Below are 26,305 nucleotides of genomic sequence, written 5' to 3' on the forward strand. Positions count from 1 at the left end.
ATGTCTGTGAGTTATTATTCTATTATTTAATATACCTAAAATCCTGGCCGGCTTTAATATTTAACAGCGACTCATAAATTAAACGGATAACGTTATCGCAATCCTCTTTGTGCACCATTTCAACAGTGGTATGCATGTAACGCAGGCACAATGAAATTAATGCTGATGGTACGCCGCCGTTTGAGTAAGCAAACGCGTCGGTATCTGTACCGGTTGAACGTGATGATGCCTGACGTTGAAAAGGGATCTCTGCTTTTACAGCAGTTTCCATTAATAGCTTGTTCAGGTTGTTTTGTACCGCAGGCGCGTAGGATACAACCGGGCCACGGCCGCAAGCCAGGTCGCCCTGGGTTATTTTGCTGATCATCGGTGTTTGCGTATCATGCGTAACGTCGGTAACAATAGCGACGTTAGGTTTTATACGGTGGGCAATCATTTCGGCGCCCCGCAACCCAATTTCTTCCTGCACAGCGTTAACAATGTATAAGCCAAATGGTAGTTTTTGATTGTTCTCTTTCAGCAGGCGGGCAACCTCGGCTATCATGAAACCACCAACGCGGTTATCAAGCGCGCGGCCAACATAATAACGGTCATTTAATACCATAAACTCATCCTCGTAAGTAATAACGCTACCAACGTGGATACCCATTTTTTCTACCTCGTCTTTTGATATGGCGCCACAATCTAAACAGATGTTTTTAAGTGACGGGGCTTCTTCCTTCTCGCCACCCAAGCGGGTGTGTATGGCCGGCCAACCAAATACTGCTTTAACAATCCCACCGGTTTCGGTGTGGATATTAACGCGTTTTGACGGGGCAATCTGATGATCTGAACCACCATTACGGATAACATAGATCAACCCATCGTTGGTAATGTAATTAACAAACCACGAGATCTCATCGGCATGCGCTTCAATTACTACTTTATATTCGGCTTCCGGGTTGATAACGGCGACCGCGGTGCCATAATTATCCACGTAGTGCTCATCTACATAAGGTTTGATATAATCAAGCCATAACTCCTGGCCTTTCCACTCAAAACCGGTAGGCGAGGCGTTATTGATATATTTTTCAAGAAAAGCTAACGATGTATCGGTTACTACAGCAACGTGCTCTTTTTTATCTGATTTTTTTTTAGACATAATGTTGTTCAGGTTTTTAAACCGCGACAAATATAATATTTACTTAAAGCTTGACGCACAAAGCCAATAGCTTTTTTAGCTGTTAACATCATAAAGGGCGGTAATGTTTCTGCTTAAACAAGCTTTTCAACTATCTCATAGTTGTAGCCACCCCTGGTAAACAATTGGCCGGTTGAGGTAAAGCCGTATTTTGCATAGAAAGCTACAGCGGTATCGCGGGCATTGCACCAAATGCGGGTTGCGCCGTCGTCTACGGCAAAGTCCATTATAAAATGTAGCAACTGTTTACCAATCCCCATACCCCGTACTTCCTCCGCCACCGCAAATTTGCGAAACTGAAAGTCGGCCCCGTTTTTAAACAGCGATACCACCCCCACAATATAGTTATCCTTAAAAGCAGCAAAATGGTAGCCATGGTTATCCTCTTCCATTGCCATTTCATTGAGTTTTAGTTCGGGATATAATACCTCCCGGCGCAGTTTCCAGGTATGCTCTGGGCGGATTTGTTCGATATGGATGTGGGGTATTGTCATAAATAAAATAAGAAAAAGCACCGGCCCAGTGATTCCCTCCCTCGGGAGGGTAGGGAGGGGTTTCGTTAACTATTCAATATAGATTTGTCAAAATTAGCAGGTAAAACTAACGTAGGATCGCCTTTGATCAAATCAATCATTACTGTCTCAAGCGCTCTGATAACATTTAATATTTCGCTTTTTATTTCACTTTCAGAAAACCTGATAAAGTTTACCCCTAAACTTTCTAATCTCTTTTGCCGTAACGCATCTTTATTGAAAGCTTCTTCGCCGTTATGGCTCATGCCATCAACCTCTATCGCCAGTTGAAGCGTTTTGCAATAAAAATCCACTATGTAATTGTCGATGCATCTTTGTCTGTCAAAATCAAAACCATGGAATTTATTGTCTTTCAATTCCTTCCATAGTAAGACCTCGCCGGGCGTCATGTCTTTTCTGAGCTTTTGAGCCAGTCGCTTTAGATTGGGGTTGTATGGGATTATCTTAACCATTTTGTTTGTCACTTGGTGAACCCCTCCCTACCCTCCCGAGGGAGGGAATCGCACGAGGCTTTGGCTCTTTTTCTTTAGTGGCGATTTGGGACAATATTTAAATCCGACATCGAACATTAGAAATCTTACCTTACAACGGTATATTCCCATGTTTTTTTCTTGGATGATTAACCACCTTATTCTCCAGCATTTTAAAGGCGAGGATGAGTTTTAGACGTGTCTCCGCCGGTTCAATTACCTCATCTATAAAACCACGCTCAGCGGCACGGTAAGGGTTGGCAAAGGTGTCGGCGTAAAGCTTTTCCTTTTCGCGCCATTTGCCTTCCGGGTCTTCCGCTCCACTGATCTCACGTTTAAAGATGATCTCGGCAGCGCCTTTGGCGCCCATTACGGCAATCTCTGCAGATGGCCATGCAAAGTTCATATCGGCGCCAATGTGTTTAGAGTTCATTACATCATAAGCCCCACCATATGCTTTACGGGTAATTACGGTAACACGCGGAACGGTAGCTTCGCAAAAAGCATATAATAGCTTAGCTCCGTTGGTGATGATGGCATTCCACTCCTGGTCTGTGCCCGGCAGAAAGCCCGGCACATCTTCAATAACCAACAGCGGGATATTAAAGCTATCACAAAAGCGTACAAAGCGGGCGGCTTTGGTAGAGGCGTGCCTGTCTAACACACCCGCCAAAAATGCGGGCTGGTTGGCCACTATGCCAATGCTGCGGCCTGCCAGTCGGGCAAAGCCTACAACTATATTTTCGGCAAAATCCTTATGTACTTCTAAAAACGATTCGCTGTCAATTAAATGGCTGATGATCTCGCGCACATCATAGGGTTGAAGCGAAGCCTCGGGTAAAATGCTGTTCAGCTCAGGGCGCAATTCATTAGCCGACTCGTAAGGTAGGGCAGGGGCCTTATCCTCGCAATTTTGCGGCATATAGCTTAGCAGCTTTTTAACATGGTTAATAGCCTCAATCTCGTTTGTACAGGCAAAGTGCGTAACGCCCGATTTGCTGGCATGCGTGTTAGCGCCACCAAGTTCTTCTGATGTCACTATTTCATGTGTGACGGTTTTAACAACATTGGGGCCGGTAACAAACATGTAAGAGGTATGCTCTACCATCAAAATGAAATCGGTAATAGCCGGCGAGTAAACCGCCCCGCCTGCGCAGGGACCCATAATTGCCGAGATTTGCGGTACTACACCCGACGCCATGGTGTTGCGGTAAAAAATATCAGCATAGCCACCTAATGATACCACACCCTCCTGGATCCGCGCGCCACCCGAATCATTTAGCCCCACAACCGGCGCGCCATTCTTAATGGCAAGGTCCATGATCTTACAGATTTTTTCGGCATGAGTTTCTGATAAAGAACCACCAAAAACGGTAAAGTCCTGCGAGAAAACATATACTAATCTTCCATTAACTGTGCCATATCCGGTAACTACGCCGTCGCCGGCGTACTTTTCTGTCTCCATACCAAAGTCGGTTGAACGATGGGTAACCATCATGCCAATCTCCTGGAAGCTACCTTCGTCCATTAAAAAATGTAAACGCTCGCGGGCGGTGAGTTTCCCTTTTTTGTGTTGGCTCTCTATCCTGGCTTCTCCGCCCCCGGCAAGGGCTTTTTGACGTTTGTTTTTTAGTAAATTTATCTTGTCGTTCACAACGGGTTATTTATAGCTGATTGATAAAATTAACAATTTAATTACAAAAATGCCGTTACACGACCTGACAATACAAACTTTAGATTTGTATCTTTGCACTAACTAATGCCCCGTAAACTAACAGCCGTAATATTTATGCTGATCTTTGCTGCAAAGATGAGTATATCCCTTGTGCCGTTAATTTCGATTTTAGATAAAAACACCGCACGTGCGGTAATTATGCAGTTGGAGCAGGAGAATAAAGGCGAGAAGGAGGATCCTGACAAAGATGCTTTTAAGGAAAAGAAGAGTTTTGACGAACTTTTGACTTCCATCTTCCACTTCGATCCCTTCCAATTGGAAACCACCTATCTGCATAACCAGGAACACGCGCTGCTTGTTCATCTTTACCATCCTGTCGTTCCGACACCCCCTCCCAACGTTTAAATGATCTAACCTGGTGTGTACACACCGGGGATGCATTGCTATTCATTTAATCATTTATTCAAAACATTCTGTATGCAAATTAAGCAAGATGGGGCTGCTATGGGCGGTCTTAATCTCCAAAAGTATTTTCTGCCTAAAAATTTAAAAAGAGATCTTCCGGCAAGTGTTGTTGTGTTTTTAGTCGCCCTTCCGTTGTGCCTGGGTATTGCCCTGGCTTCAGGCGCACCATTATTTTCGGGCATATTAACCGGTATAATAGGTGGCGTAGTTGTTGGCGCGTGTAGCGGGTCGCAATTAAGTGTTGCCGGCCCGGCAGCGGGTTTAACGGTAATTGTATTTAACGCTATTACCGGTTTAGGCTCTTTCGAAACGTTTTTGCTGGCCGTATTGTTGGCTGGTGTTATCCAGATTTTACTTGGTATTATTAAGGCAGGTACTATAGGTAACTACTTCCCTTCGGCAGTTATCGAGGGTATGCTTGCCGCTATCGGTATTATTTTGATCATGAAGCAGTTTCCGCACGCGGTTGGCTATGACGCTGATTTTGAGGGCGACGAAGCGTTTAATCAGGCCGATCAACATAACACCTTTTCTGGAATCTTTGGTGCGCTGTCAAAAATTAACTATGGTGCAACGATAATTGCTGCATTATCTATTTTGATAATGATTTACTGGCCTAAGTTTAAAAAAGTAGCCATGGTGCCCGCGCCATTATTGGTAGTGGTATCCGGCGTAATATTAGGTTTAGTATTTGACGGAACAAGTTTTGGGTTAAGAGATAAGCAATTTGTACAGATCCCGATAGTGAATAGTGCCGGCGAATTTTTCGGCTTGTTTAAATCGCCAAATTTTGCTGCAATAACAAATAAAGAGGTTTGGATAACCGCTGTAACCATTGCTATAGTAGCCAGTTTAGAGACGTTGCTTAGCCTTGAGGCGGTAGATAAGCTTGACCCTATCAAAAGGATATCGCCAACCAACCGCGAGCTTGTGGCCCAGGGCGCGGGTAATATTATAAGCGGTATGCTGGGCGGCTTGCCTATGACGGCAGTTATAGTTCGTTCTTCGGCAAACGTAAATGCCGGGGCGCGCACAAAAATGAGTGCTATTATTCATGGTGTGTGGTTGGCCCTGGCATTGATATTAATACCCTCGCTGATCAATTACATACCTCTGTCATGTTTGGCTGCCATATTATTGATGACAGGTTATAAATTAGCTCGTATTGGTTTGTTTAAACACATGTGGCAGAAGGGTTTACATCAATTTGTTCCGTTTGTGGTAACCATTGTAGCTGTGGTATTTACAGATTTGCTTATTGGCGTAGGTGTAGGCTTAATAGTGGGCGTATTTTACATACTGCGTACAAACATGCGCAACCCCTATTTCTATCACATTGAAGAGAGCGAGAACAAAAAGATCATCAAGATACGGCTTGCCGAAGAGGTTTCTTTCTTGAACAAAGCTGCCATACAGGTAACGCTTACTGGCATGCCCAAAGAGACGGAAGTAATAATTGACGGTTCAAACTCAAGGTATATAGATCCGGACGTATTAGAGATCATTTATAATTACAAGCACAATGCATACACGAAGGGCATTATTGTACAACTAATAGGTATAAAAGACCGCTATGATGTACCTAAACTTAAAACCCTTAGTCAATCATCCAGGCTCTAAATAAAAAAAGTACGAAAGTAAATCAAAGCTATGCAACATAGCTAATAATGGTTACCACTAACAAAATTATAACGATGAATAACGAGAAAAACAAAACCGATATAACAGTTTCTAAATCGGCTTTGAGCCAAAAAGAAAGCTATGCCGCATTGCTGTCAGGCAACCGCGAGTGGGTTGACAGTAAACTGAAGGAAGACCCTGAGTACTTTAAAACCCTGGCCAAAGGTCAAAGCCCCGAGGTATTGTGGATTGGCTGTGCTGATAGCCGCGTACCTGCCAACCAGGTTACCGGTACCAACCCGGGCGAGGTGTTTGTACACCGCAACATTGCCAACGTATGCGTGCATACGGATATGAACATGCTAAGCGTGCTTGATTATGCGGTTAACGTATTGAAGGTAAAGCACGTTATTGTAGCTGGTCACTATGGTTGCGGCGGTGTTGCTGCGGCGTTAACTAACAAGCAGTTTGGCTTGATAGACAACTGGTTACGCCATATTAAAGACGTTTACCGTATGCACGCGCATGAGCTTGACCGTATATCTGACCAGGAAGCTAAAGTTAACCGTTTGGTTGAGCTGAATGTTATTGAGCAGTCTTACAACTTATGTAAAACTACCATTATACAAAATGCCTGGAAAGAACGCTCTGATCTTGAAGTTCATGGCTGGATAGTTGACATTAACACCGGTTTAATAAAAGACCTGAAGGTTAGTAACAACGACTCGCATAGCCTGGGCTATGTATATGAATTTAATGACGATGAAGTAGCTGTTCACTAAAAATAGTTGTTTGGTTTAAGTTAACCCCGTGCCGGCTAAACCCAGCCGGGGTTTTTACTGCTTTACCAACCGTTTGTTTTTTGTGAAGCTAATTATGCATGGAAGCAGAAATTATATCAGATTTTAATAAGAAAATACGTTCTTTTGCTAAGAATATACCATCAACAAGTAAGTAAATAACAAGAAAAACAAAATATTATGTGTGCTCAAAATGACAATAGTATTAGTTACCAAAAGCTACTGGAAGGCAACCAAAAGTTTGTTGCCGACGCGCTGAAGATTGACCCGGACTATTTTGCCAAACTTGCCAAAGGACAGTCGCCGCCGGTGTTGTGGATAGGTTGTGCCGATAGCCGCGTACCTGCCAACCAGATAACCAATACTAAGCCGGGCGAGATATTTGTACACCGTAACATTGCCAATATGGTTATCCATACAGATATGAATATGTTGAGCGTGTTAGATTATGCCGTGAATGTATTAAAGGTTAAACACGTTATCGTTACCGGCCATTATGGTTGCGGCGGTGTTATAGCCGCAATGAGTAATAAGGAATTTGGTTTAATAGACAACTGGCTGCGCCACATTAAAGATGTGTATCGCTTGCATGCCGATGAACTTGTTGCTATTGAAGATGAGCAAGAGCGCGTTGATCGCCTGGTGGAATTAAACGTGATAGAGAATGTGTACAACCTTTGCAAAACCACCATTGTACAAAACGCCTGGGCCAATGGTCAGGATTTATCTGTGCATGGCTGGGTATACAGTATTGAAACAGGGATTATAAAAGACATGGAAGTTAGCACTACCGACAATGGTAAAATGGAGAGTGTGTTTAGGTTTAGCCCCCCGGCCCCCTAAAGGGGAGAAATGGTGGATATAGTGGATAACTTATTTCGCTATGCTTGATATTAAATAAGAAAGGCCAAAGTGATAAACTTTGGCCTTTCTTATTAACGTTCTCGAAAGTACCCCTTTAGGGGGGAAGGAGCTTTATTTCTGCAAAAATGGATATCTATAATCCTTAGGCGGATCAAAGGTTTCTTTGATAGTACGTGGCGATACCCAGCGTAATAGATTGATCATTGAGCCGGCTTTATCGTTAGTGCCTGATCCGCGTGCGCCGCCAAATGGCTGCTGCCCAACTACTGCACCCGTAGGCTTGTCATTAATGTAGAAGTTACCTGCTGCATTACGCAATGCCTGTGTAGCCTTCGCAATAGCATAGCGATCCTGCGATATAATGCTGCCGGTAAGGGCGTAGATAGATGTTTTATCTACTACCTGCAATATCTCGTCAAATTTATCATCCTCATAAACATAAATGGTTAGTACCGGGCCGAACAGCTCTGTACACATCGTTACGTAGTATGGGTCTTGCACCTGCAGTACGGTAGGTTGTATAAACCAGCCCTGGCTCTTGTCGTAAGTGCCGCCGGCAATAATCTCGACACTGCTATCTGCTTTGGCGTCATCAATGTATTTAGCCAGTTTGTCAAACGATGCCTCGCTAATTACAGCATTTACAAAGTTTTCAAAATCCTCGGTAGGGCCAACTTTAATGGTAGCCAGATCGCGCTGCATAAATTCTTTAACAGCAGGCCATAATGAAGCCGGAATATAAGCTCTTGAGGCTGCAGAACATTTTTGTCCCTGGTACTCAAAAGCGCCGCGGACAAGGGCGGTACTTACCACTTCGGCGTTAGCGCTTGGGTGGGCAAGCACAAAATCCTTACCCCCTGTTTCGCCAACAATGCGTGGGTAAGTTTTGTATTTGTGTATGTTGGTACCAATAGTTTGCCAAATGTCCTGGAAAACTTTGGTCGAGCCCGTAAAGTGAATACCTGCAAAATCAGGGTGATTAAATATTACATCACCTGCAACCGGCCCATCAACATAAATTAAGTTGATAACACCTGGAGGTAAGCCGGCTTCTAAAAACACTTGCATCAATACGTTAGCGGCGTATATCTGGGTGTAGGCTGGTTTCCAAACCACAACGTTACCCATCATGGCGGCACTTGCAGGCAAGTTACCGGCTATAGCAGTAAAGTTAAATGGCGTAAGCGCGAAAACGAAGCCTTCTAACGGGCGCTGCTCCACACGGTTCCAAATCCCCTTGGGCGACACCGGCGGTTGTTGCGCGTAAATGTCCGTCATGTAACTTACGTTGAAACGCAAAAAGTCAACCAGCTCACAAGCGGCATCAATTTCGGCCTGGTAAGCATTTTTTGATTGGCCCAGCATGGTAGCTGCGTTGATCTTTGCACGGTAAGGGCCTGCAAATAAATCGGCAGCTTTTAGAAAAATGGCAGCACGTTGCTCCCAGGGCATGTCTTCCCAATCGGCTTTAGCGGCAAGGGCGGCCTCAATGGCTTGCTCAACGGTGCTTTTATCACCTTCAAAAAAGTTAGCCAGCAGGTGTTTATGGTCATGCGGTGGGCGGATCTCCAGGCGTTTACCTTCAAAGATCTGCTTATCGCCAATGTACATGGGTATATCAATTTTATAGGCACGGCCTTCGGCCAGGGCAGCTTTAAGCGCTGCACGTTCCGGGCTTTGCGGGCCGTAGTTTAGTACAGTCTCGTTCGTCGGAGTCGGAACGTTAAAAAATCCTTTTAGCATAGCAGTAGTTAATTTACACGAAGTTACGGAATATGTGCGGATATGTAAATGAGCAGCAATGCAAATGATTTTTTGATGACAGGCAAGGACTTTGTTGTAGCCTATGCCGGTAGCGTGTCTTTATCCTCTAATGTTTCTAATTGAATCATGTATTTCTGTAGTTGATCTAAATGCCCCCCAAAGGCTTTTTGGGTCATTTTTGAACCCATAATAACGGCTAAAGGAACCAGTACGATCAGGCAGATAAGAAGAGATGTCAGCTTATGGGTGTTGTTAAAATAGTCCGACACTGTATGGCCAAAGTAGTAGTTTACTATGAGTGAGCCGGTAATCAGCGATATGGGCGTGGCAAACATTCCCCAGTTTTTTTGAAACATCAATGTGTTTGATATAATTTTATAATTAAGCTGTATTGCCTGAGTTACACCTGCATCAGCTGAAATATTTAGTTGTATTTTCTTATAATAAATAACAGTGACGATCAAATAAAGGACATTTATAACAAATGATAGCAGAAGAATGCTTAGCAGCTCGCCTTTATTAAGGCTAAATAATATCCATATGCTGTTTGCTGCTGTAAAAAAGGCGGCCCAATATATATTATACTTCAAATTAGTTTTAAGGGTTGACAAGCTCGAGTTTGACTTTTGGGTTATTGCTTTCATAATTTCTTGATTAGTTAGTGTGGTATTAAACTTTGTTTTATTCAGTGTATCCCACTCTTTAAAAAGATCCATTGGCTTTGTTTTTAAATTGGGTGATTAATTGATTTTTTAGTCGGTGTATTTTCACGTTAACATAGTTTTGCTTTGTGCCGGTAATCTCGGCTATCTCTATGTTCTTGTATCCGTCGAGGTGCAGTATCATGAGCATTCTATCCACTTCAGGCAGTTGTTTAATCAAGTAATATAGCAACTCGCTATTTTCATTTTTAACAGTTTGTGTTGGTGGTTCTGCTTCGGCAATTGCTTCTTTAAACTTATACTCGCGTCGCTTAAAAGTTAGTACCGTATTTAGGCAAACTTTGTAAAGCCAGGTGCTAAAAGCTGCATCGCCTTTAAAGCTGCCGAATGATTTCCAACCCTGCAGTAAGACTTCCTGGTACAGATCCTTTTTGTCCTCCGGATCATCGACATAAAGGCCGATAACCTTATGGATGATCCCCGCGTGTTGCTGAACCAGGTTGATGTACTGATATTGTAAATGTTTTGGCATCTATTATTTAACTTCTACACAGTTAGTATAACGGCGATGGGGAAAATTACAATTAATGAAATTATTTTTTTAGAAACCGGTTTAATTATACTCATGACAGCCAATGTCAATATTTTTTAAACTTATGTAAGGCATTTGACTTGAATGCGACTAAGACGTAAATACATAATGTCTTACCATCATGATAAAAAATATTTGCTTTACACTTGCTTTAACTGCTTTTTCAATTAATGCACTTGCTCAAGGCTGCAGCGATGCCGGCTTTTGCAGTTTGGGGGCACTAAAAAACCTAGATGGTGACGCGCAGCCAAAACATATGCTCGATGTTGGTTTTAACTTTGGCTATGGCGAGCAACAAACGCTAACCTATAACCCATACCTTCAATATGGTGTCATTTTAAATGAGCATTGGCAGTTGCAGGGAAAACTTACATCTACCTATGCAAAGGGCTTTTTAGGCAGTCGGTTTAATTTAGGCGATGTGTATGGCGTTGTTACTTATAGGGCGGCTAATACCACCAAGCATCAGTTGCGTTTAGTAGGTGGGATAAAAATTCCGCTTACTACTGCGAATGATAAAAATGCCAATGGCTTACCTTTGCCGCTCGATTACCAATCAAGCATTGGTACTTACGATGTTATTGGTGGAATAAATTACGTTTTACATAAGCATCTTGAGGCCGATCTTGCGCTGCAATTACCGGTGATTCACAATAATAAAAGTTCGTTTTCGCCTGGTCTTTATCCTGACGAAAGCCGGATAAAATATTTTCCGAATACTAATAATTTTGAACGTAAACCCGACGTATTATTCAGGGTGGGTTACTATATAAACCTGCCGGCCAACATCATTTTAAAGCCTAATCTATTGGCTATTTACCATTTAGGGCAGGATACTTATCTAAATCCTAGTGGCCAACGCGATGTGCTTGATGGCACCCGGGGGCTGACTATAAACGAAGGTCTTACCGTAACTAAACAGTTTAAAAATAATAACCGGATAGAATTGTTAGCCGCCATGCCTATAAAAGGCAGGCAGGTGCGTGCAGATGGTTTAACACGTAAATGGGTGTTGAATGTGCAATACTCGTTGGCGTTTTAAAGCGTACCCTCCCCAAACCGCCAACGCTTGCGGCAGTTGTGATTTCTATTACTTCTTTATAAAGATAAAATCTCCGCCTTCATCACCGGTTTGGGTTATTACACCAAACTGTGGCATCTGCCCGTTCTCGCTGTTGTTTGTTACTGCAATTCGGAAACTGGTGTATAGTTGATCTGATGGCAGATATTTATCAGTGTTCTCTTTCAGGCGCTTAACCAGGTACTCAATAAATACGCTCTTATCGGGCACTTCCTTCATTGATCCGCTGGTCATGGCTTTGCGGCTTGGGGTGTTGTACAATTCTTGGATACCCTTTGGGGCAGCCTCAATACCGCGGGTTTTAAATATGCTGCCTGCAAAGCAAGCATCAGTAACCAGTAGGGTATGTTTAGATTTTATGCCACGTATAAAGCCAATAAGGTCATCATTAGTTACCCAGGTATCGCGGCGGTTAAGCTTAGCGTCGGCGGGATACCAGTAACCCTGCATGCGTGCTTCATCCCAATTGCCGTGGCCGGCATAAAATATCAGCAGGTTATCTTTTGCGGTAACTTTTTTGGTCAATGCGTCAAAAGCGTCAAAAAAGCCGGTCCTGTCAGGGTTGTTTAAAGTAATGACATTTTCCGCATCAAAAGTGTAGCCGGTTTTAAGCGCCGATGCCAGCAAGGCGGCATCCTTTACCGGCCCATCTAAACTTTGTATAGATGGGTCTTTATAATCCTGCACAGCTATCAACAGGGCATAAAATTTTCCTTCCGATGCTTGTACCACGTTAACTACTTTGTTCTCTTTCTGAATAGTGCTTTCTTTAGTTACCGAAAATCTGGCTACCCCCTTGTTCATATTCATATCGGTTGCAACTACCATCAGCGGGTTTTCGCCAATGGCTAAATCAATATCTGCGGTAAAATTGCCCTGGGCATCTACTTTAGCCTGGGTGCCATTAACTACCACCTGGAATATGCCGCTGGCATCGCTAGCTAGTCCTACAATATGCACCTTGTCTGTATTTTGTACAATTTTCAGCCCCCTGCTTACTGACGGGCTGCTAATATTTATAGTTGGGGGCGATGTATCGTTTTGATCAGCTGTTTTGTTTTTAGCAACAACGGGTGTTTGTTTTTGATCTGTGTATCCCACGCGCAACGAACTGAAACCCACGTGTTGGTTACTGCCTGCGGTGAGGCCAAAACGATAGCCCTTTAGTATAATGGAAGGGTAGGTGTCTACCAATTCGTCGTTGATGTATAGGTTAAGTTTGGCCCCGTTCTTTTCAACTGTTAATTTATTTTTTGCACCGATTTGTTTCTTTATAGCGTCGGTAGCCGTCCATGGTATAAGGCTGCTAACCTTGTCTGTAAAATGTGCTAGCGAATAATAGCCCGCCGCGGCAATGGTGAATTGGTATGCCTCCAGGCTATCGCGGCCAAAATCTATGCCGTAACCATAATTATTGGTGCCTAGGTAATGTTCGGTCTCGGCTTCAATGATAAAATCTCGGCTCATATCTACCTTAGTTTCGGGCGCGGTTACAGAGGCCGTAAAACCTAACTTGGCGGTACGGCTTATCACAAATTCGCCATTGCTGATTGATGTTTTCGCCGAATCCGTAGGCGGTAATACCCACTCATTTTTATCATCGGCGTTAAAATCAGTGCTATAAGCCATCTCGATAATATTACGAGACGGGGCGGTAACGTTACGCGTTGTAGGTGTAACTGTTTTTGGCGCGGTTACAATTGCAGGGCGGTTATCTGTATAAGCTATTTTTATATTATTGAATCCTGCGGTTTGTACATCTTGTACCAAAAATCCAACCTTATTACCAAAGGGGCGGTAAAACAACATGCGCATCACCTCAATATCATTAATATAACCTACCAGCTCCGTACCTACTTTAGCAATCTTCAATTTGTTAGGCACATTACTGCCCGTTCGGATTGCGGTTGAAGCGGTCCATGGTTTAAGATCAACGGGGGCACCCTTATTTGTTGCCCTGAGTAAAAAATTTCCGGAAGGCGCAATAACAAAATAATACAGGTTTAAAAAATCCGACCCTCCAAAGGTTATTCCAAGTGGGTAGTTAGTCACCCCGCCTAAATGCGTAATGGTGCTTTCTATCGTAAAGTCGCGCGCATAATCTATTGCTACCTCTGTTGTGGTGATTGAATAGGAATTCTTTTTGTGGGTAAGCACGTATTGCCCGTTACGCACCAGCCCGGTCATGTTATCATCGTTATAATAAGCAAACGGCGCTTCGGCTGTAGTGAACTTTTTATCGTAAATAACCTGTGCCGACGTTGTAAGCGCCGAAACAAACAACAAAGCAAATATTAGTATAGCAATTTTTTTCATGCTTATTTATGATCTAATTCTACCATCATCGCTATAACTTCTTTCCCTTTGCTAATGCCTTTAAAAGCGATCTTGTCTGTACTGAAATTAATGTCCGCCGGGGCAACTAACCTATCGCCAAGTGCTTTAAAAACCTTTTCGTTGAAAGTGCCTGTTTGCGTGCTTACCTGTTTAATTAATTGATTGATATTCAGTTCGTTTTTGCTGTACAGAACGCATAAAAAATCTGTACCCGGTTTATCGTCGAACTGGATAAAGTGGTCCTCGTCTGGTATGGCTACAGCATTTTTTTTATAGCTCAATGCCGCACTGATACCATCTTCGTACGGAAAGATCCTGGTGATTTCATTGCTCAAATCAGAACTAATGGCGTAAACGTAAGCCGGCTGATCGTTGCTTAAATAGATACGGAAATTGGTGCCTGCTGTATAAGCTCCGTTAGTTTTATAAATGGTTAAAGGTTGCGCTGTTTTGTTGGCTGATACAACTTTAAGCCCACGGGTAGATACCAGCAGGTTGGCAGGCATCTCGGTATTACCCGCTAAAGCCAGCTTTATTTCGCCTGACAAATCCGTTACGTTTGGCGCTATTATAGGAGGATCAACAAACTCGAATGCGTATTTAACAAAATTGGCAAAATCTGCATAACGGATCCATATATAACCCATATTACCCCAGGTTTGGCCCCAGCTATTTTGAATTTCAAAAGCACCGCCGTACATGTTGTCGTCAAAGCCTACCACACACATGGCGTGGCCGCCCATATTGGCTGCAGGTGTTTCAACCGGTAACCAGCAGTTTCTGGCAGTTTGAAATGAAGGAGCAACCCGAATAGCGATAACTACCGGGTTTTTCTCAGCAATAGATTTTTTTACTGATTGAACCTTTAGATTTTCTGCTGCGCCGATATCAAACAGGCGTACAAAGTCTTTGATTTTGGCATTAGCGGCAAGGCTGAGCTGCTCGGCAGTTAAGTTTGATACGCACTGCACCGGCAACGCTGAAAATGGAATAGCGCCCCTGTTTTTCATCAGGCTAAAGGCATCCTCGACATTAGCGCCACCTTTACAAACGGCGTCATTGGGTTCAAGCAAGCGAAATAAAAATGCAGGCGAGAAAGCGTTAGCAGTAATATAGTTACGGTCGGTCCAATTGTTTTTAATAGCTTCTATAATGGTGCGGCCGCAGTAAGCGCCAGACCACGCCACACAGGTGCCAAACTGTTCCTGGCTTTTAGGGTAGGGTGCGTATTGTTTAATGGAAGCCTTGGCAGGTAATACCGTTAGGGCGCGGGTTAAAGTAGCTTTTTTAGGGACTTGCTGATAGCCATCGTCGTCAAAATCAAGACCGGTAGCAAATTGGGCGTTAGCAGCGCCACAAACGCCGAAACAAAAAAGTACGGCGAAATATAAGGCGCGTATAGGTATTTTCATTAGCTTAAATTAGTAATGCTAATATACTTACTATAATAATTATAAAAAATATTTTTAATAGTTATATCAGTTTAATATGCTGGTTAAAAGACGATAACGACCGCGTATTTAAATATATTTATAATATATTATTGTTTTAACCAGCTAAAATCACATTCAAGGTTTTCCCTGTCCCAGTTGCCGGTATTTGCTGCCGCGAGGTAGGTGCTTTGCAAAAAATCCATTAAAGCTTTTTCGGGGTTTGCAGACCTAATTACATCTTCATATTTTAAAAAGTACTCGCCCATATCGGTACTGTAAAAGGCTTCCGCGGGTTTTACTGGTTGCTGGCCAAAATCGGCCGGGGTGGGGTAGCAGTAGGCGTAAAATGCGGGGTGCGGAAAAGCGTCGCTGCCGGGCCAAAAACCGCAACTGCTAACCTCGTGCGAATAAGCTTCCTGCATCACCTTGTCAGGCATATTTGGCGCCCCACCAGGATGTAAAGGTGCCCTGCGACCCGAGAAGCGGGTAACGGCCAAATCAAACGCTCCCCAAAAGAAATGTACCGGGCTGCATTTACCGCTAAACCCTGCCCTAAATTTGGTAAAGATACTGTCGATATTAAGTAGTGCTTTGTGGAAAACCGCTATTTGTTGTTTATCGTAGGTTTTATGCTCTTCGTCTTCAGCAAACGGTATGGCCGGGTCTACCTCATTGGGTTTAGCGTATATTTCAACAGCTATACCCAGCGTAGCCAGTTTCTCAAATAGCTCTTGGTAAAAATTAGCAACGGTCCGTGGATAAAGGCCAAGGGTTTGCTGCTGGCCACTGCTGCAGGTAACAATAAGTTGATGTGCTATAAAATCAAAGTCGATCTGGAAGCTGCGATCGCCATACGGGATGCTATGTGTCGACAATCCACTGGGCGACACATACAACGTAACATGCCACGAGTGATTAAGCCATGGCATGGCTTTAAGGCGGATTTTACCTACTATCTGCGTCCAAAGTTGTACGGTAGCTATAGTGTCCTTTAAATCGGGGTAAACTAGTTGTGGCCAGGCAGTTTTCATGATTGGGTTTGATCTTTTATTTATTCCCCAGCATTGCCGTTCTTATTAACTTGACGGGCGCACTGCCATAGCTCAAAAACTTTTCGTTAAACTCTTTCAGCTTATATTTTGTTGCTCCGGTTTTAATCTTGTAAGCATCGCGCAGGTCCACAATCTCTTTGTAGCCCAGGTAATAACTGCAAAGTTGTACGCTGGTTAGGCTTACGCGTTTCCATTTACCCTCTGCTTCTGCCTGTTGTTGAAATGCGTCCTGCGTTAAAAACTTCAATGCCGACTCCTGGCTCATGTTATTGCAGTGCACAGCATAATCTAAAATAGCGTTACAAACCGAGCGTAGATGCCATTTGTACCACATCAGCTTCATTTCGGGCGATGGATCATAACCGGCATCCAACATCATTTCTTCGCCATAAACGGCCCAACCCTCAACCATTGGCCCGCTGCTGAAGATGGATTTGATCATACTTGGCGCCTTATTAGCATATACCAATTGTGCATAATGACCGGGGATAGCCTCGTGGATGCTCAATATCTGCAAGGTGTAATTATTGTATTCGCGCAGGTAACTTTGTGCCTTTTCGGTAGACATCCCCGTGAGGCTTAAAATATTATAATATGAGTTGGCATTTTTATCATACGGCCCCGGCGCACTTAATGAAGCGCCGGCCACATTGCCAAAATAGGCCGGGCTCTTACGTACCAACAAGCGCTTAGACGGGTCAAGTGTCAGCAAGTCTTTCTCTTTAACAAAGGTCGACAGCTTAGGCAACATATCCTCAATAGACGACTGGAAGTTAGCTGCGGTAGTATGATTGGCTGATATAGTGTCTAATACCTGCGCTATCATTGCAAGCGAATCGGCCGGTATGGTTTTTTTGCCCATGTATTTTGGCCACAGCTGACGGCTTAGTTTAGCCATGTCTTTATGAATTTGCTTTTTACGCTCAGTAGCTGTGTTAAACAACTGCTGCGCTGTAAGGGCCGACTGCATTTCGTACTTAAACTTCTCTTCATAAAGCGCTTTGCCTAAGCGGAAACTGCGGGGCTTGTCGCTCTTTACAGCTTTTAGCCAGGCAATATGCATCCGCATGGCTGCTGTGGCAAGGTTAGCACGGTCGGTCATTTGTTTTTGCTCAGCAGCCGGCAGGTTGGCTTTTTTTATCGAGTCTATAAAATCGCGGTCAATAATGTTTAATCCGGCGGTTTGCTGGTCAATGGCAAGTGCTGTTAGTTCGGGCACGGCGTCTTTAAGCACCTTTTCGGCCTCTTTGTAATATTGAGGCAGGCTAGCCATTTTTTGATGCAAATTGCGCAGGCGTTTAGCCAGCGGCGCATAACTTTCATTAAGGATGTGTGCAAATGCGGGTACTGGGTTGTAATAGCCGGCATTAAACTGCCAGGGCTTTAATACGGTTTGTTGCCAATTTGTATACTCGAGTTGATTTTGAAGTATGCGGTAATCAATTTTATTAGGTTCTGTCAAATCGTTTACTTCAAAACGGGATAGCGAATCCTGCTGCGTTTTTACAAAGTTGATGATAGCCTCGCGGCCCTTGTCATTCGGGATAACTAGGATACTATCATATTTGTGATAGCCTTCACCTGCTGCTTTATCAGGACTTACTTTCCATAATGCTTCAAGGTAATGGTCTTTATAATTATCAAAGGCCTCATCGCCTTTTGCAGTAAGCAAGGCTCCGGGGCCGTCTTTTTGGCACCCTATCAAAAACAAAGAAGAAACTACAAGGAAGTAAAGCTTACGCATGGTGCATTAATTTTATGGGATAAACTTAGAACATTTAAGCCAAAAATGCCATTAACAATAAAACAAATCAAACCATGAGTGCCCAACACGATATCATTATTGCCGAAATTGTTAAACTATTGCAAGGTGGCAGCGCGCACATCAGCCTGCGCGATGCTTTAAAAGGTTTGCCTCCAAGTGCACGTGGGGATAAACCCGCGCAACTGCCTTACAGCATATGGCAGTTGGTTGAGCATATCCGCATAGCGCAATGGGATATGCTGCAGTTTAGTTTTGATGCAAACCACCAATCGCCTAAATGGCCTGATGAGTATTGGCCCACAGAAACCGCGCCTGTTGACGAAGCCGCCTGGCAAAGTTCACTTAAGCAAATTGACGACGAGCTGGATGAATTTATATCCTTATTTAAAAAAGCTGACATTTATAAGCCGCTACCTCACGGCGATGGACAAAGCATCCTGCGCGAAGCCTTGCAGATTGCCGACCATACGGCATATCACATTAGCGAAATCATTGTAATACGACGGTTACAGGGTAATTATTAGTTGCTCTTATTTAAGCTTCTTAATAAAATCCAACACCGTTGTAATAAACTCGGGCTTTAAGGGCAGGTTGGGTTCCAAATAGGTAGCCATGTTTTTTTCACGATCGGCAGGCGCTTCTTTAAGCACATGGTTCATGTTATTAATAATGATTAAGGTGGTGCCAGACTTTTTTAAGTTCGACGCATCGGCGACAGTTACCTGCAAATCCGTATTCCCTTGTACCACTAATATTGGTGCCTTAATGTTTTTGATCTCCTTTTCAGGGTCAAATCTGCACCAGCTCATCAGGTAATTTTGTATGCTGGGCCTGCCGATAAAGTATAAAGATGAGTTTACATTCTTTTGCACTTTACCCGCCGACAGCGAATCCATCAACTTGTTAAAACCCTCTGATATATATGCAGGTTGCGATTTCATTTGCTCCCTCAACACACGGTCCGCCCTACGCCCGGCACCAGCTACAGATATAAACGCATTAGTATTACCAACTGTTGATGCAGCAGCCAGCATACCAACCAATGAGCCTTCGCTATGGCCCAGAACAATGACTTTTGAAAAACGTTGGTCGTCTTTTAAAAGGTTAATTAAGCCGATAGCATCATCTACATAGTCATCAAAACGAAGGTTTTCTTCCTTTTGACCAATGGCGCTTTCGCCCACCATGCGCTTGTCATAGCGTAATGATGCTATGCCGTCTTTGCCCAAAGCTTCGGCTATTAATTTATAGGTATTAGTTGCCAGGTTTAACTTCGCGCTGTTTCCATCGCGGTCAACCGGGCCTGAGCCTGCAATAATTAAAACCACCGGTATTTTGCCGTTTGTATTTTTGGGGATGGTTAGCGTGCCTGCAATTGTACCGGATAGCGTTTTTAACGCCACCGGCGATTCGCTTAAGGTAGGGTCCAGCTTAATCTCTGCCTGAGCAAAAATTTTTGAAGCGAAGCAGAGGGCCAGTATTATAATATAAACCTTTTTCATTGGGCAGTTTGGTAACACAGTAACAGTAAGCACGAAAATTAATAAAAAACATTAAATACCGTGATACTTATTAACATACAACAGCAGGCTATTGATAACTTTTAATGTAATTTGAACGTATAAATGTGGTATTTGTAGTATTTATAATCATCTTTATGAGCTAAATTAATTGATCATTCGCACGTATAGTATAATGAGGTTTTTAACAAGGTGCTTGTTATTGGCATTCTTACTGGTTAGCTGTCACTTTACCTTCGCTCAAACCGTTTCTTCGGGCATCTATGGTAAAGCTTCTGACGAACGACATCTGCCGGCTACGGCAGCCACGGTTATTTTGTTATCTGCTGCCGATTCCTCTATTATCAAATCTGTCACCTGCGATGATGAGGGTAAGTATAACATGGCTGCCAAGCCGGGGAAATACCTTTTAATAATAAGCAAGATAGGTTATGACCAATCATTAACCGGCCCCTATACTGTAGAAACAGGCAAAAGATTTGCCGTCCCCGAAATTAACCTGATAATTCACCTGCCCCAGTTAAAAGAGGTATCTGTAACCGCACAACGATCGTACATTGATGCTAAACCCGGTAAGGTAGTATTATACGTACAAGGCAGTATCATTGCCGAAGGTAATTCTGTGGCCGAAATTTTAAAACAGGCGCCTGGTGTGCATGTTGATAGTCGCGGCACCTTTGCTATACTTGGCAAGCAAAGTGCTTTAGTTACCATAGACGGCAAGCCAACTAACTTATCAGGGCAAGACCTGGCAGATATGTTGCAGGGTATGGCGGGGACATCAGTTCAGCAAATTGAATTGATAACAAACCCATCGGCTAAGTATGATGCTGCAGGGGGTGGGGTAATTAACATCGTTTCAAAAAAAGGAGCCAATGCCGGTACCAATATTGTTATTAATGGTGGCGGAGGATATGGTAGTTACTACAAGTTTAACGGTGGTTTAACGTTTAATAACCGTAAAGGCGCCTTTAACGTATTTGGAAACTACAACTATTCCGAAGATAAGAAGTTTCATGATTTTGTTACTAATCGGACAATCATGTATCAAGATCTTTTAAGCGTGTATAATGTAAGTTATAAATCAATACAGTTAAGTAAAAACCATACGTTTAGGGCGGGGATGGATGTCGCACTGTCGCCTAAACATAGCATCGGGTTTTTAGTAAGCGGTACTGTTACCGATAATGCTTTTGTAAAGGATAACTGGCTTCAAATGTCTAATCAAGGCAAACTTGATTCTATCATCAATACCACATCAAACACCGACAGGGGGCTTAACAATATTAGTTATGACCTTAACTACTTAGGCAAACTAGGTAACAAAGGCACCACACTAATGGCTGATTTTATTTATAACGATGTTAACAGAAAATCGTCCGAGTATATTAATAATCATTTTAACCTGGCCGGTGGGGGAGCTTACAGGGCCCCGCTTTACTTTCAAAACCTCACCCCCTCAACTATCCGCATTTGGGCCGCTAAGCTGGATGTAACTACACCACTGTCCAAAACTGGTGTTTTAGAAGCTGGTTTAAAGTACAGTAACGTAAACAGCGACAATGACCTGGTATTTGGTCCTAAAGTGAATGGTGTTTATACCAGTTCGCCCACTTTTAGCAACACCTTTTTATTTAAAGAAAACATTAACTCGGCCTATGTGAATTACATCGGCAAAATGGGTAAGGTTGGTGTTACGGCCGGTTTACGTGCTGAGCAAACCAACTCAGATGGTATGTCGGCCACTATGAATAAACCTGTGATAAGGCATTATCTTAACTTGTTTCCGCAATTGCAACTAAATTATACTGTTAATGATAAACACGAATTTAACTTGAGTTACAATAGGGGTGTTAACAGGGCTGTGTATAGCTCTATAAACCCATTCTTGTCGTATGTTGATCTTTACGATTATTTTAGAGGAAACCCCCGCCTGTTGCCCCAGTATACTGACAAAATAGAGCTTACTCATACTTATAATAAAATGTTACAAACCGCTTTGTATGGTGCTGTAACGACGGATTTTTATGACCTGCGGGTATTGCAACAAAACGACTCGTCTAAAGTAAGTATCACTAGCGCCAATAATTTTGGTACTTATTCTATTCTGGGTTTACGCTTGTTAGCCCCGGTTCAGTTTTATAATTGGTGGAACGCTAGCTTCTCGTTGGACGCTTCTTACCAACGCATTAAAGCCTATTCGCAAAACGGAAATCTGAATAAAGGCACGCAGGACATTATTTTTACTACTACCCAAAGCTTTAGGCTTAGCAACACCATTTTGGCCGAGTTGTCTGGTAGGTACGAATCGCCAAATTTTTATGGTATAGGCCAATTAAAATCGAATTACTGGGTTACTGCCCGATTGAGCAAGCAGGTTTTCAACAAAAAGGGTACTATCAATGCCAGTGTGTCTGATATATTTAACACGTTAAGAGACCGCTCAACCATCAACTATCAAAATCTAAATGTGACGATTTACGACAAGGTGGAAACCCGTGTTTTTCGTATAGGGTTCACGTATCGTTTTGGCAATGCATCTTTGAAAAATACAGTCAAGCATCCGGCAGGAAATGAAGAAGAGCAAAAGCGGGCGGGTGGCTTAGCCGGTAACACATTGGCAAACTAACCAGCTTGCCCGGTAAGCAGGCTGAAAAATATAACAGCCAATACTATAATAGTGATAAAGGTGTACAGGTAATCTTTTTCTAAGATAAACCCTATTGCTGAAAATACTACGCGCATTACGGGTGTTGCAATGAGCAATACAATGCCGGCTTGAATGATGGCCCGGCCCCTTAAGCTAAATACACCCTTTACAATTGCCCCAGGCCTTACGAAATCAGGGATGCCCTTAAAAGTATGATAGTCTGCAAGTTTTTGTCCGTTACGGTATAAATAGATCGCACCGCCAAATACAACAATAGTTATCGATAGCAAAACGCCAATGCGCAGCACCCAACCAATAATATCCTGTATTATAACGTCTTTTGTTTTCATTTATACCCTACCTATTAAGCCGTTGTAAACCATTTGCAGGCCTACAATAGTAATTACTATTGCGAAAAGTATTCTCACCCAGGTTGATGATGTGCTATGCACTAATATTTTTGATCCTGTCATAGCGCCAAGTAACACTCCAATAACTACCGGCATGGAAAGTCCCGGGTCAATATAGCCGCGTTGCAAATAAACTACCGCACTGGCGGCGGCGGTAACGCCTATCATGAAGTTACTGGTTGTTGTTGATACTTTAAAGGGTATGCGCATTACGTTATCCATAGCGATAACTTTAAGCGCGCCTGATCCTATACCTAACAGCCCTGATATTACCCCGGCAAACAACATCATAAAAAAACCACCTCCTACATTAACAACATTGTACTTTACAATGCCATCGGCAGTAGGGTAGCTGCTGTTAAGTTTTAACCGCTCGGCCAGGCGGCTTTTATATTTCACTGTTTCATTTGACTTTTTAAGTAATGACATTACTGCCGACATTATCAAAATACAACCAAATAATACGGCAATGTAATGGGTTGATGTGTAAATAGCCAGCATGGCGCCGGCAAGTGCGCCTAAGGTTGTAGCTACCTCTAAAAACATACCAAGGCGCATATTGGTAATGCCCTCTTTAATAAATGCTGCTGCCGAACCTGATGAAGTCGCTATAACCGATACCAGCGAGGCGCCAATAGCATAATGAATGTTGATGCCTAATACCAAGCTAAATAGCGGGATAATAATGAAACCGCCACCCAAGCCGGTTAACGACCCTAGTAAGCCCGCGAAATACGACCCGATGAGGATGATAACCGTAAGTTCAATTACCGACATGCGCCTAAATTAATAATTAATTTTTGCGGGCGATAGTTTAATGTTTCTCTATGGATATAGTGGGATTGGATAGCTTTAGAGACGGAGGACATTGCTGCTGCTGTCGCCGTTTTAATTAAGTACTGCGAAATATACTACCCAGCCAATGAAAAATAATTGTAAAGGTATCCTGAACCACAGGTAGCTTAAGCCCTTGCCCGTGTAATCGGCTTTTTCGAGGTTGATGTGGTTTTGGGCAGTGTAGATGTTTGAGGGGATAAGCGCGATGAAAAATAGGATAAGCATTAGCCCGGTTATATAATGCGTGGCTGTAAACATTAAGCCAACAGCAGCTGCAACCTCCAGCACTCCCGTGAAATAAACCATGAAGTTTTTAAAGGGGATGAAAGGGGGCACAGTCATTAGCATGCCTTTAAAGAACGCAAAATGAGCAACCGAAGTAAACAATAACATCAGGGCCATCGCTATTCGTCCGCTTAAAATGATGTGGGGATCATGTTGAGCTGCGTAAAAAGCAAGGCAGCTTATAGCGAACGATACGATGAGTACTATCAAAGGTTTCATGGTTTAAAGATACTGTAATAGCATTAATGAAGGGCTGCGATATTTGGGCTTTACGCAGGCACGTTACATTAAATGCCTTTTGTACCTTTGCCACGTACAGCATATACAATTAATACATGGGTTACCCAAGTCTACAGGCCTGCATTGCCGATCTTGAAAAGCACGGTCATTTAATACGTATAAAAGAAGAAGTTGACCCTCACCTGCAAATGGCACAGATCCATCTGCGTGTGTTTGAGGCAGGTGGACCGGCTCTGCTTTTCGAAAACGTTAAGGGCAGCAAGTTCCCGGCAGTATCAAATTTGTTTGGTACGCTGGAGCGTTCTAAGTTCATCTTCCGCGATTCGCTGGATAAGGTGAAAACGCTGGTTGATATCAAAACCGATCCGCTGAAGGCGATAAAGCAACCGTTTACGTATGCTAATGTCGCGCTTACCGCTCTGTCTGCATTACCTATGAAGGTGGGCAAAAGGCATTTTGAGAAGTGCAATATCAGTGATCTGCCGCAGATAGTAAACTGGCCCAAAGACGGTGGGCCCTTTGTAACCATGCCGCAGGTGTATACCGAAGATAGCGACAAGCCCGGCGTGATGAACGCCAACCTGGGCATGTACCGCATCCAGCTAGCGGGTAACGATTACCTATTAAATAAAGAGATAGGCCTGCACTACCAATTACACCGCGGTATAGGCGTGCATCAAACCAAAGCCAATGCCAAGGGGCAGCCGCTAAAGGTGAGCATATTTGTCGGTGGTCCGCCATCTCACCCGGTGGCTGCGGTGATGCCGCTGCCGGAGGGCCTGTCTGAAATGACCTTCGCGGGTGCTTTGGGTAACCGCCGCTTTCGCTACTTTTATGATGAGGAAGGGTTTTGCCTGTCTGCCGACGCCGACTTCGTGATCACCGGCACCGTTGAGCCGCATGAGAATAAGCCCGAGGGGCCCTTTGGCGATCACCTGGGGTATTATAGCCTGACGCACCCATTTCCATTAATGAAGGTGCATAACGTGTACCATCGTAAGGATGCGGTATGGTCGTTCACTGTGGTGGGCCGCCCCCCGCAGGAGGATACGAGCTTTGGCGCGCTGATTCACGAGATAACAGGTTCGGCGTTACCGCAGGAGATCCCGGGACTGAAAGCCGTGAACGCTGTGGATGCTGCGGGCGTACACCCCCTGCTGTTTGCCATTGGCAGCGAGCGTTATACGCCCTATATTAAGGAGCGCAAGCCGCAGGAGATACTGACCATCGCCAACCATATACTGGGTAAGAACCAGCTCAGCCTGGCCAAGTACCTGTTCATAGCGGCGCAGGAGGATGACCCGAATTTGAATGTCAACGACATTGAGCCGTTCCTGAAGCACATACTGCAACGGATAGACCTCACCCGCGACCTCCACTTCCATACCCGAACTACCATTGATACCTTAGATTACAGCGGTAGCGGACTAAACTCGGGCAGCAAGGTAGCTATAACCGTGGCCGGCGAGATCAAGCGCGAGCTTTGGGCCGATGTGCCCGCGGGGTTCAGCTTGCCTAAGCCATTTGTGAGTTACAGCATGGTTATGCCGGGCGTCTTAGCTATTGAGGTGCCTAAGAACGTACGCACCAGCGATATGCCAATGATGATGGAGTTCCTGCAAGAGCACTTCGCCGAAGCTGAGCTGAGCGGCCTGCCGCTGTTCGTTTTGTGCGATGACGCTGCCTTTACTGCTGCCACCATCAACAACTTTGTTTGGGTAACCTTTACCCGCAGCAACCCCTCGCACGATATTTATGGCATTAACAAGTTCACCGAGCATAAACACTGGGGCTGTTATGGCCCGCTGATCATTGACGCGCGGATAAAGCCGCATCATGCGCCGGTGTTAGAGAAGGACCCCGAAGTGGAGAAGCTGGTAGATAAGATGGGCAAACCAGGTGGTGCTTTACACGGGGTTATTTAGCGCCCTCACGCTGTTTGTTTCACGCGTGTGTGACACAGATGAAACAAGTTGACTTGTCCTGCTATAGGTTGACAAAACTGATGGACAAATGGACAAACAGAAACACAAACAAAAGATTATAGCTGAATACTTGCTTGGGGGTACA

23 protein-coding genes are annotated in these 26,305 nt (G+C 43.8%); 8 read left to right on the plus strand and 15 right to left on the minus strand.

Annotated elements, in window-relative coordinates; translation table 11 throughout:
• Positions 1 to 22: 22 nt before the first annotated feature.
• The 4 genes from ACFSYC_RS12040 to ACFSYC_RS12055 all read right to left on the minus strand — a co-directional run bounded on the left by ACFSYC_RS12040 (position 23) and on the right by ACFSYC_RS12055 (position 3,837).
• Positions 23 to 1,141: a M42 family metallopeptidase gene (locus ACFSYC_RS12040; RefSeq protein ID WP_377127711.1), complete on the minus strand. Its 1,119-nt coding sequence runs from the start codon at positions 1,139 to 1,141 to the stop codon at positions 23 to 25.
• Between the two features lie 113 nt (positions 1,142 to 1,254).
• Positions 1,255 to 1,674: a GNAT family N-acetyltransferase gene (locus ACFSYC_RS12045; RefSeq protein ID WP_377127714.1), complete on the minus strand. Its 420-nt coding sequence runs from the start codon at positions 1,672 to 1,674 to the stop codon at positions 1,255 to 1,257.
• A gap of 65 nt (positions 1,675 to 1,739) precedes the next feature.
• Positions 1,740 to 2,165, minus strand: a complete 426-nt coding sequence (locus ACFSYC_RS12050; RefSeq protein ID WP_377127717.1) for an endonuclease domain-containing protein — start codon at positions 2,163 to 2,165, stop codon at positions 1,740 to 1,742.
• 130 nt (positions 2,166 to 2,295) lie between these two features.
• On the minus strand, positions 2,296 to 3,837 hold the full coding sequence (locus ACFSYC_RS12055) for an acyl-CoA carboxylase subunit beta (RefSeq protein WP_377127720.1): 1,542 nt from the start codon (positions 3,835 to 3,837) through the stop codon (positions 2,296 to 2,298).
• Between the two features lie 105 nt (positions 3,838 to 3,942).
• Here ACFSYC_RS12055 and ACFSYC_RS12060 point away from each other — a divergent pair, with 105 nt between their 5' ends.
• The 4 genes from ACFSYC_RS12060 to can (ACFSYC_RS12075) all read left to right on the plus strand — a co-directional run bounded on the left by ACFSYC_RS12060 (position 3,943) and on the right by can (ACFSYC_RS12075) (position 7,586).
• A complete protein-coding gene (locus tag ACFSYC_RS12060) occupies positions 3,943 to 4,263 on the plus strand; it encodes a hypothetical protein (RefSeq protein WP_377127723.1) in 321 nt (106 codons plus the stop codon).
• 72 nt (positions 4,264 to 4,335) lie between these two features.
• Positions 4,336 to 5,943 carry a SulP family inorganic anion transporter gene (locus ACFSYC_RS12065; RefSeq protein ID WP_377127726.1) on the plus strand — a complete coding sequence of 536 codons (1,608 nt, stop codon included), beginning with the start codon at positions 4,336 to 4,338 and terminating at the stop codon, positions 5,941 to 5,943.
• A gap of 74 nt (positions 5,944 to 6,017) precedes the next feature.
• Entirely contained in the window at positions 6,018 to 6,725 is a 708-nt protein-coding gene (gene can, locus ACFSYC_RS12070) for a carbonate dehydratase (RefSeq protein ID WP_377127728.1), read from the plus strand.
• Positions 6,726 to 6,923: 198 nt separating this feature from the next.
• Entirely contained in the window at positions 6,924 to 7,586 is a 663-nt protein-coding gene (gene can / locus ACFSYC_RS12075; RefSeq protein WP_377127731.1) for a carbonate dehydratase, read from the plus strand.
• Positions 7,587 to 7,718: 132 nt separating this feature from the next.
• Here can (ACFSYC_RS12075) and pruA read toward each other — a convergent pair whose 3' ends face one another.
• From pruA to ACFSYC_RS12090, 3 genes are all read right to left on the minus strand, one after another.
• Positions 7,719 to 9,350 carry an L-glutamate gamma-semialdehyde dehydrogenase gene (pruA, locus tag ACFSYC_RS12080; RefSeq protein WP_377127733.1) on the minus strand — a complete coding sequence of 544 codons (1,632 nt, stop codon included), beginning with the start codon at positions 9,348 to 9,350 and terminating at the stop codon, positions 7,719 to 7,721.
• A gap of 101 nt (positions 9,351 to 9,451) precedes the next feature.
• Positions 9,452 to 10,015, minus strand: coding sequence for a hypothetical protein (locus ACFSYC_RS12085; protein ID WP_377127736.1), 564 nt, complete (start codon positions 10,013 to 10,015; stop codon positions 9,452 to 9,454).
• Between the two features lie 58 nt (positions 10,016 to 10,073).
• A complete protein-coding gene (locus ACFSYC_RS12090) occupies positions 10,074 to 10,565 on the minus strand; it encodes an RNA polymerase sigma factor (RefSeq protein ID WP_377127739.1) in 492 nt (163 codons plus the stop codon).
• A 181-nt stretch (positions 10,566 to 10,746) separates the two neighbouring features.
• Here ACFSYC_RS12090 and ACFSYC_RS12095 point away from each other — a divergent pair, with 181 nt between their 5' ends.
• Entirely contained in the window at positions 10,747 to 11,667 is a 921-nt protein-coding gene (locus ACFSYC_RS12095; RefSeq protein ID WP_377127742.1) for a hypothetical protein, read from the plus strand.
• Positions 11,668 to 11,715: 48 nt separating this feature from the next.
• Here the strand turns inward: ACFSYC_RS12095 and ACFSYC_RS12100 are convergent, their stop codons facing one another.
• The 4 genes from ACFSYC_RS12100 to ACFSYC_RS12115 form a co-directional block, all read right to left on the minus strand.
• On the minus strand, positions 11,716 to 14,022 hold the full coding sequence (locus ACFSYC_RS12100; protein WP_377127745.1) for a caspase family protein: 2,307 nt from the start codon (positions 14,020 to 14,022) through the stop codon (positions 11,716 to 11,718).
• Between the two features lie 2 nt (positions 14,023 to 14,024).
• Positions 14,025 to 15,455 carry a C1 family peptidase gene (locus tag ACFSYC_RS12105; RefSeq protein WP_377127748.1) on the minus strand — a complete coding sequence of 477 codons (1,431 nt, stop codon included), beginning with the start codon at positions 15,453 to 15,455 and terminating at the stop codon, positions 14,025 to 14,027.
• A gap of 128 nt (positions 15,456 to 15,583) precedes the next feature.
• Positions 15,584 to 16,507 carry a DUF5996 family protein gene (locus tag ACFSYC_RS12110; protein ID WP_377127751.1) on the minus strand — a complete coding sequence of 308 codons (924 nt, stop codon included), beginning with the start codon at positions 16,505 to 16,507 and terminating at the stop codon, positions 15,584 to 15,586.
• A gap of 16 nt (positions 16,508 to 16,523) precedes the next feature.
• On the minus strand, positions 16,524 to 18,272 hold the full coding sequence (locus ACFSYC_RS12115; protein ID WP_377127754.1) for a DUF885 domain-containing protein: 1,749 nt from the start codon (positions 18,270 to 18,272) through the stop codon (positions 16,524 to 16,526).
• A gap of 74 nt (positions 18,273 to 18,346) precedes the next feature.
• Here ACFSYC_RS12115 and ACFSYC_RS12120 point away from each other — a divergent pair, with 74 nt between their 5' ends.
• Complete coding sequence (locus tag ACFSYC_RS12120; RefSeq protein ID WP_377127757.1) at positions 18,347 to 18,817, plus strand: DinB family protein; 471 nt, start codon at positions 18,347 to 18,349, stop codon at positions 18,815 to 18,817.
• Between the two features lie 6 nt (positions 18,818 to 18,823).
• On the opposite strand, the gene ACFSYC_RS12125 is transcribed toward ACFSYC_RS12120, so the two are convergent.
• On the minus strand, positions 18,824 to 19,795 hold the full coding sequence (locus ACFSYC_RS12125; protein WP_377127760.1) for an alpha/beta hydrolase: 972 nt from the start codon (positions 19,793 to 19,795) through the stop codon (positions 18,824 to 18,826).
• Between the two features lie 193 nt (positions 19,796 to 19,988).
• Here ACFSYC_RS12125 and ACFSYC_RS12130 point away from each other — a divergent pair, with 193 nt between their 5' ends.
• The gene (locus ACFSYC_RS12130; RefSeq protein ID WP_377127763.1) at positions 19,989 to 22,442 is read left to right on the plus strand and encodes an outer membrane beta-barrel protein; all 2,454 of its coding nucleotides are present in this window, start codon (positions 19,989 to 19,991) and stop codon (positions 22,440 to 22,442) included.
• On the opposite strand, the gene ACFSYC_RS12135 is transcribed toward ACFSYC_RS12130, so the two are convergent.
• The 3 genes from ACFSYC_RS12135 to ACFSYC_RS12145 all read right to left on the minus strand — a co-directional run bounded on the left by ACFSYC_RS12135 (position 22,439) and on the right by ACFSYC_RS12145 (position 24,214).
• Entirely contained in the window at positions 22,439 to 22,813 is a 375-nt protein-coding gene (locus ACFSYC_RS12135; protein ID WP_377127766.1) for a DUF1634 domain-containing protein, read from the minus strand. The two genes, ACFSYC_RS12130 and ACFSYC_RS12135, sit on opposite strands and share 4 nt — an antisense overlap.
• Positions 22,814 to 23,650 (minus strand): sulfite exporter TauE/SafE family protein, encoded by an 837-nt coding sequence (locus ACFSYC_RS12140; RefSeq protein ID WP_377127769.1) that lies wholly within the window; start codon positions 23,648 to 23,650, stop codon positions 22,814 to 22,816. It abuts the gene before it with no gap.
• 111 nt (positions 23,651 to 23,761) lie between these two features.
• A complete protein-coding gene (locus tag ACFSYC_RS12145) occupies positions 23,762 to 24,214 on the minus strand; it encodes a DoxX family protein (RefSeq protein ID WP_377127772.1) in 453 nt (150 codons plus the stop codon).
• 116 nt (positions 24,215 to 24,330) lie between these two features.
• On the opposite strand from ACFSYC_RS12145, the gene ACFSYC_RS12150 reads away from it, so the two are divergent.
• Entirely contained in the window at positions 24,331 to 26,160 is a 1,830-nt protein-coding gene (locus tag ACFSYC_RS12150; RefSeq protein WP_377127775.1) for a UbiD family decarboxylase, read from the plus strand.
• Positions 26,161 to 26,305: the final 145 nt, after the last annotated feature.

It is taken from the genome of Mucilaginibacter antarcticus (genome assembly GCF_042686155.1).
Lineage (GTDB): Bacteria > Bacteroidota > Bacteroidia > Sphingobacteriales > Sphingobacteriaceae > Mucilaginibacter > Mucilaginibacter antarcticus.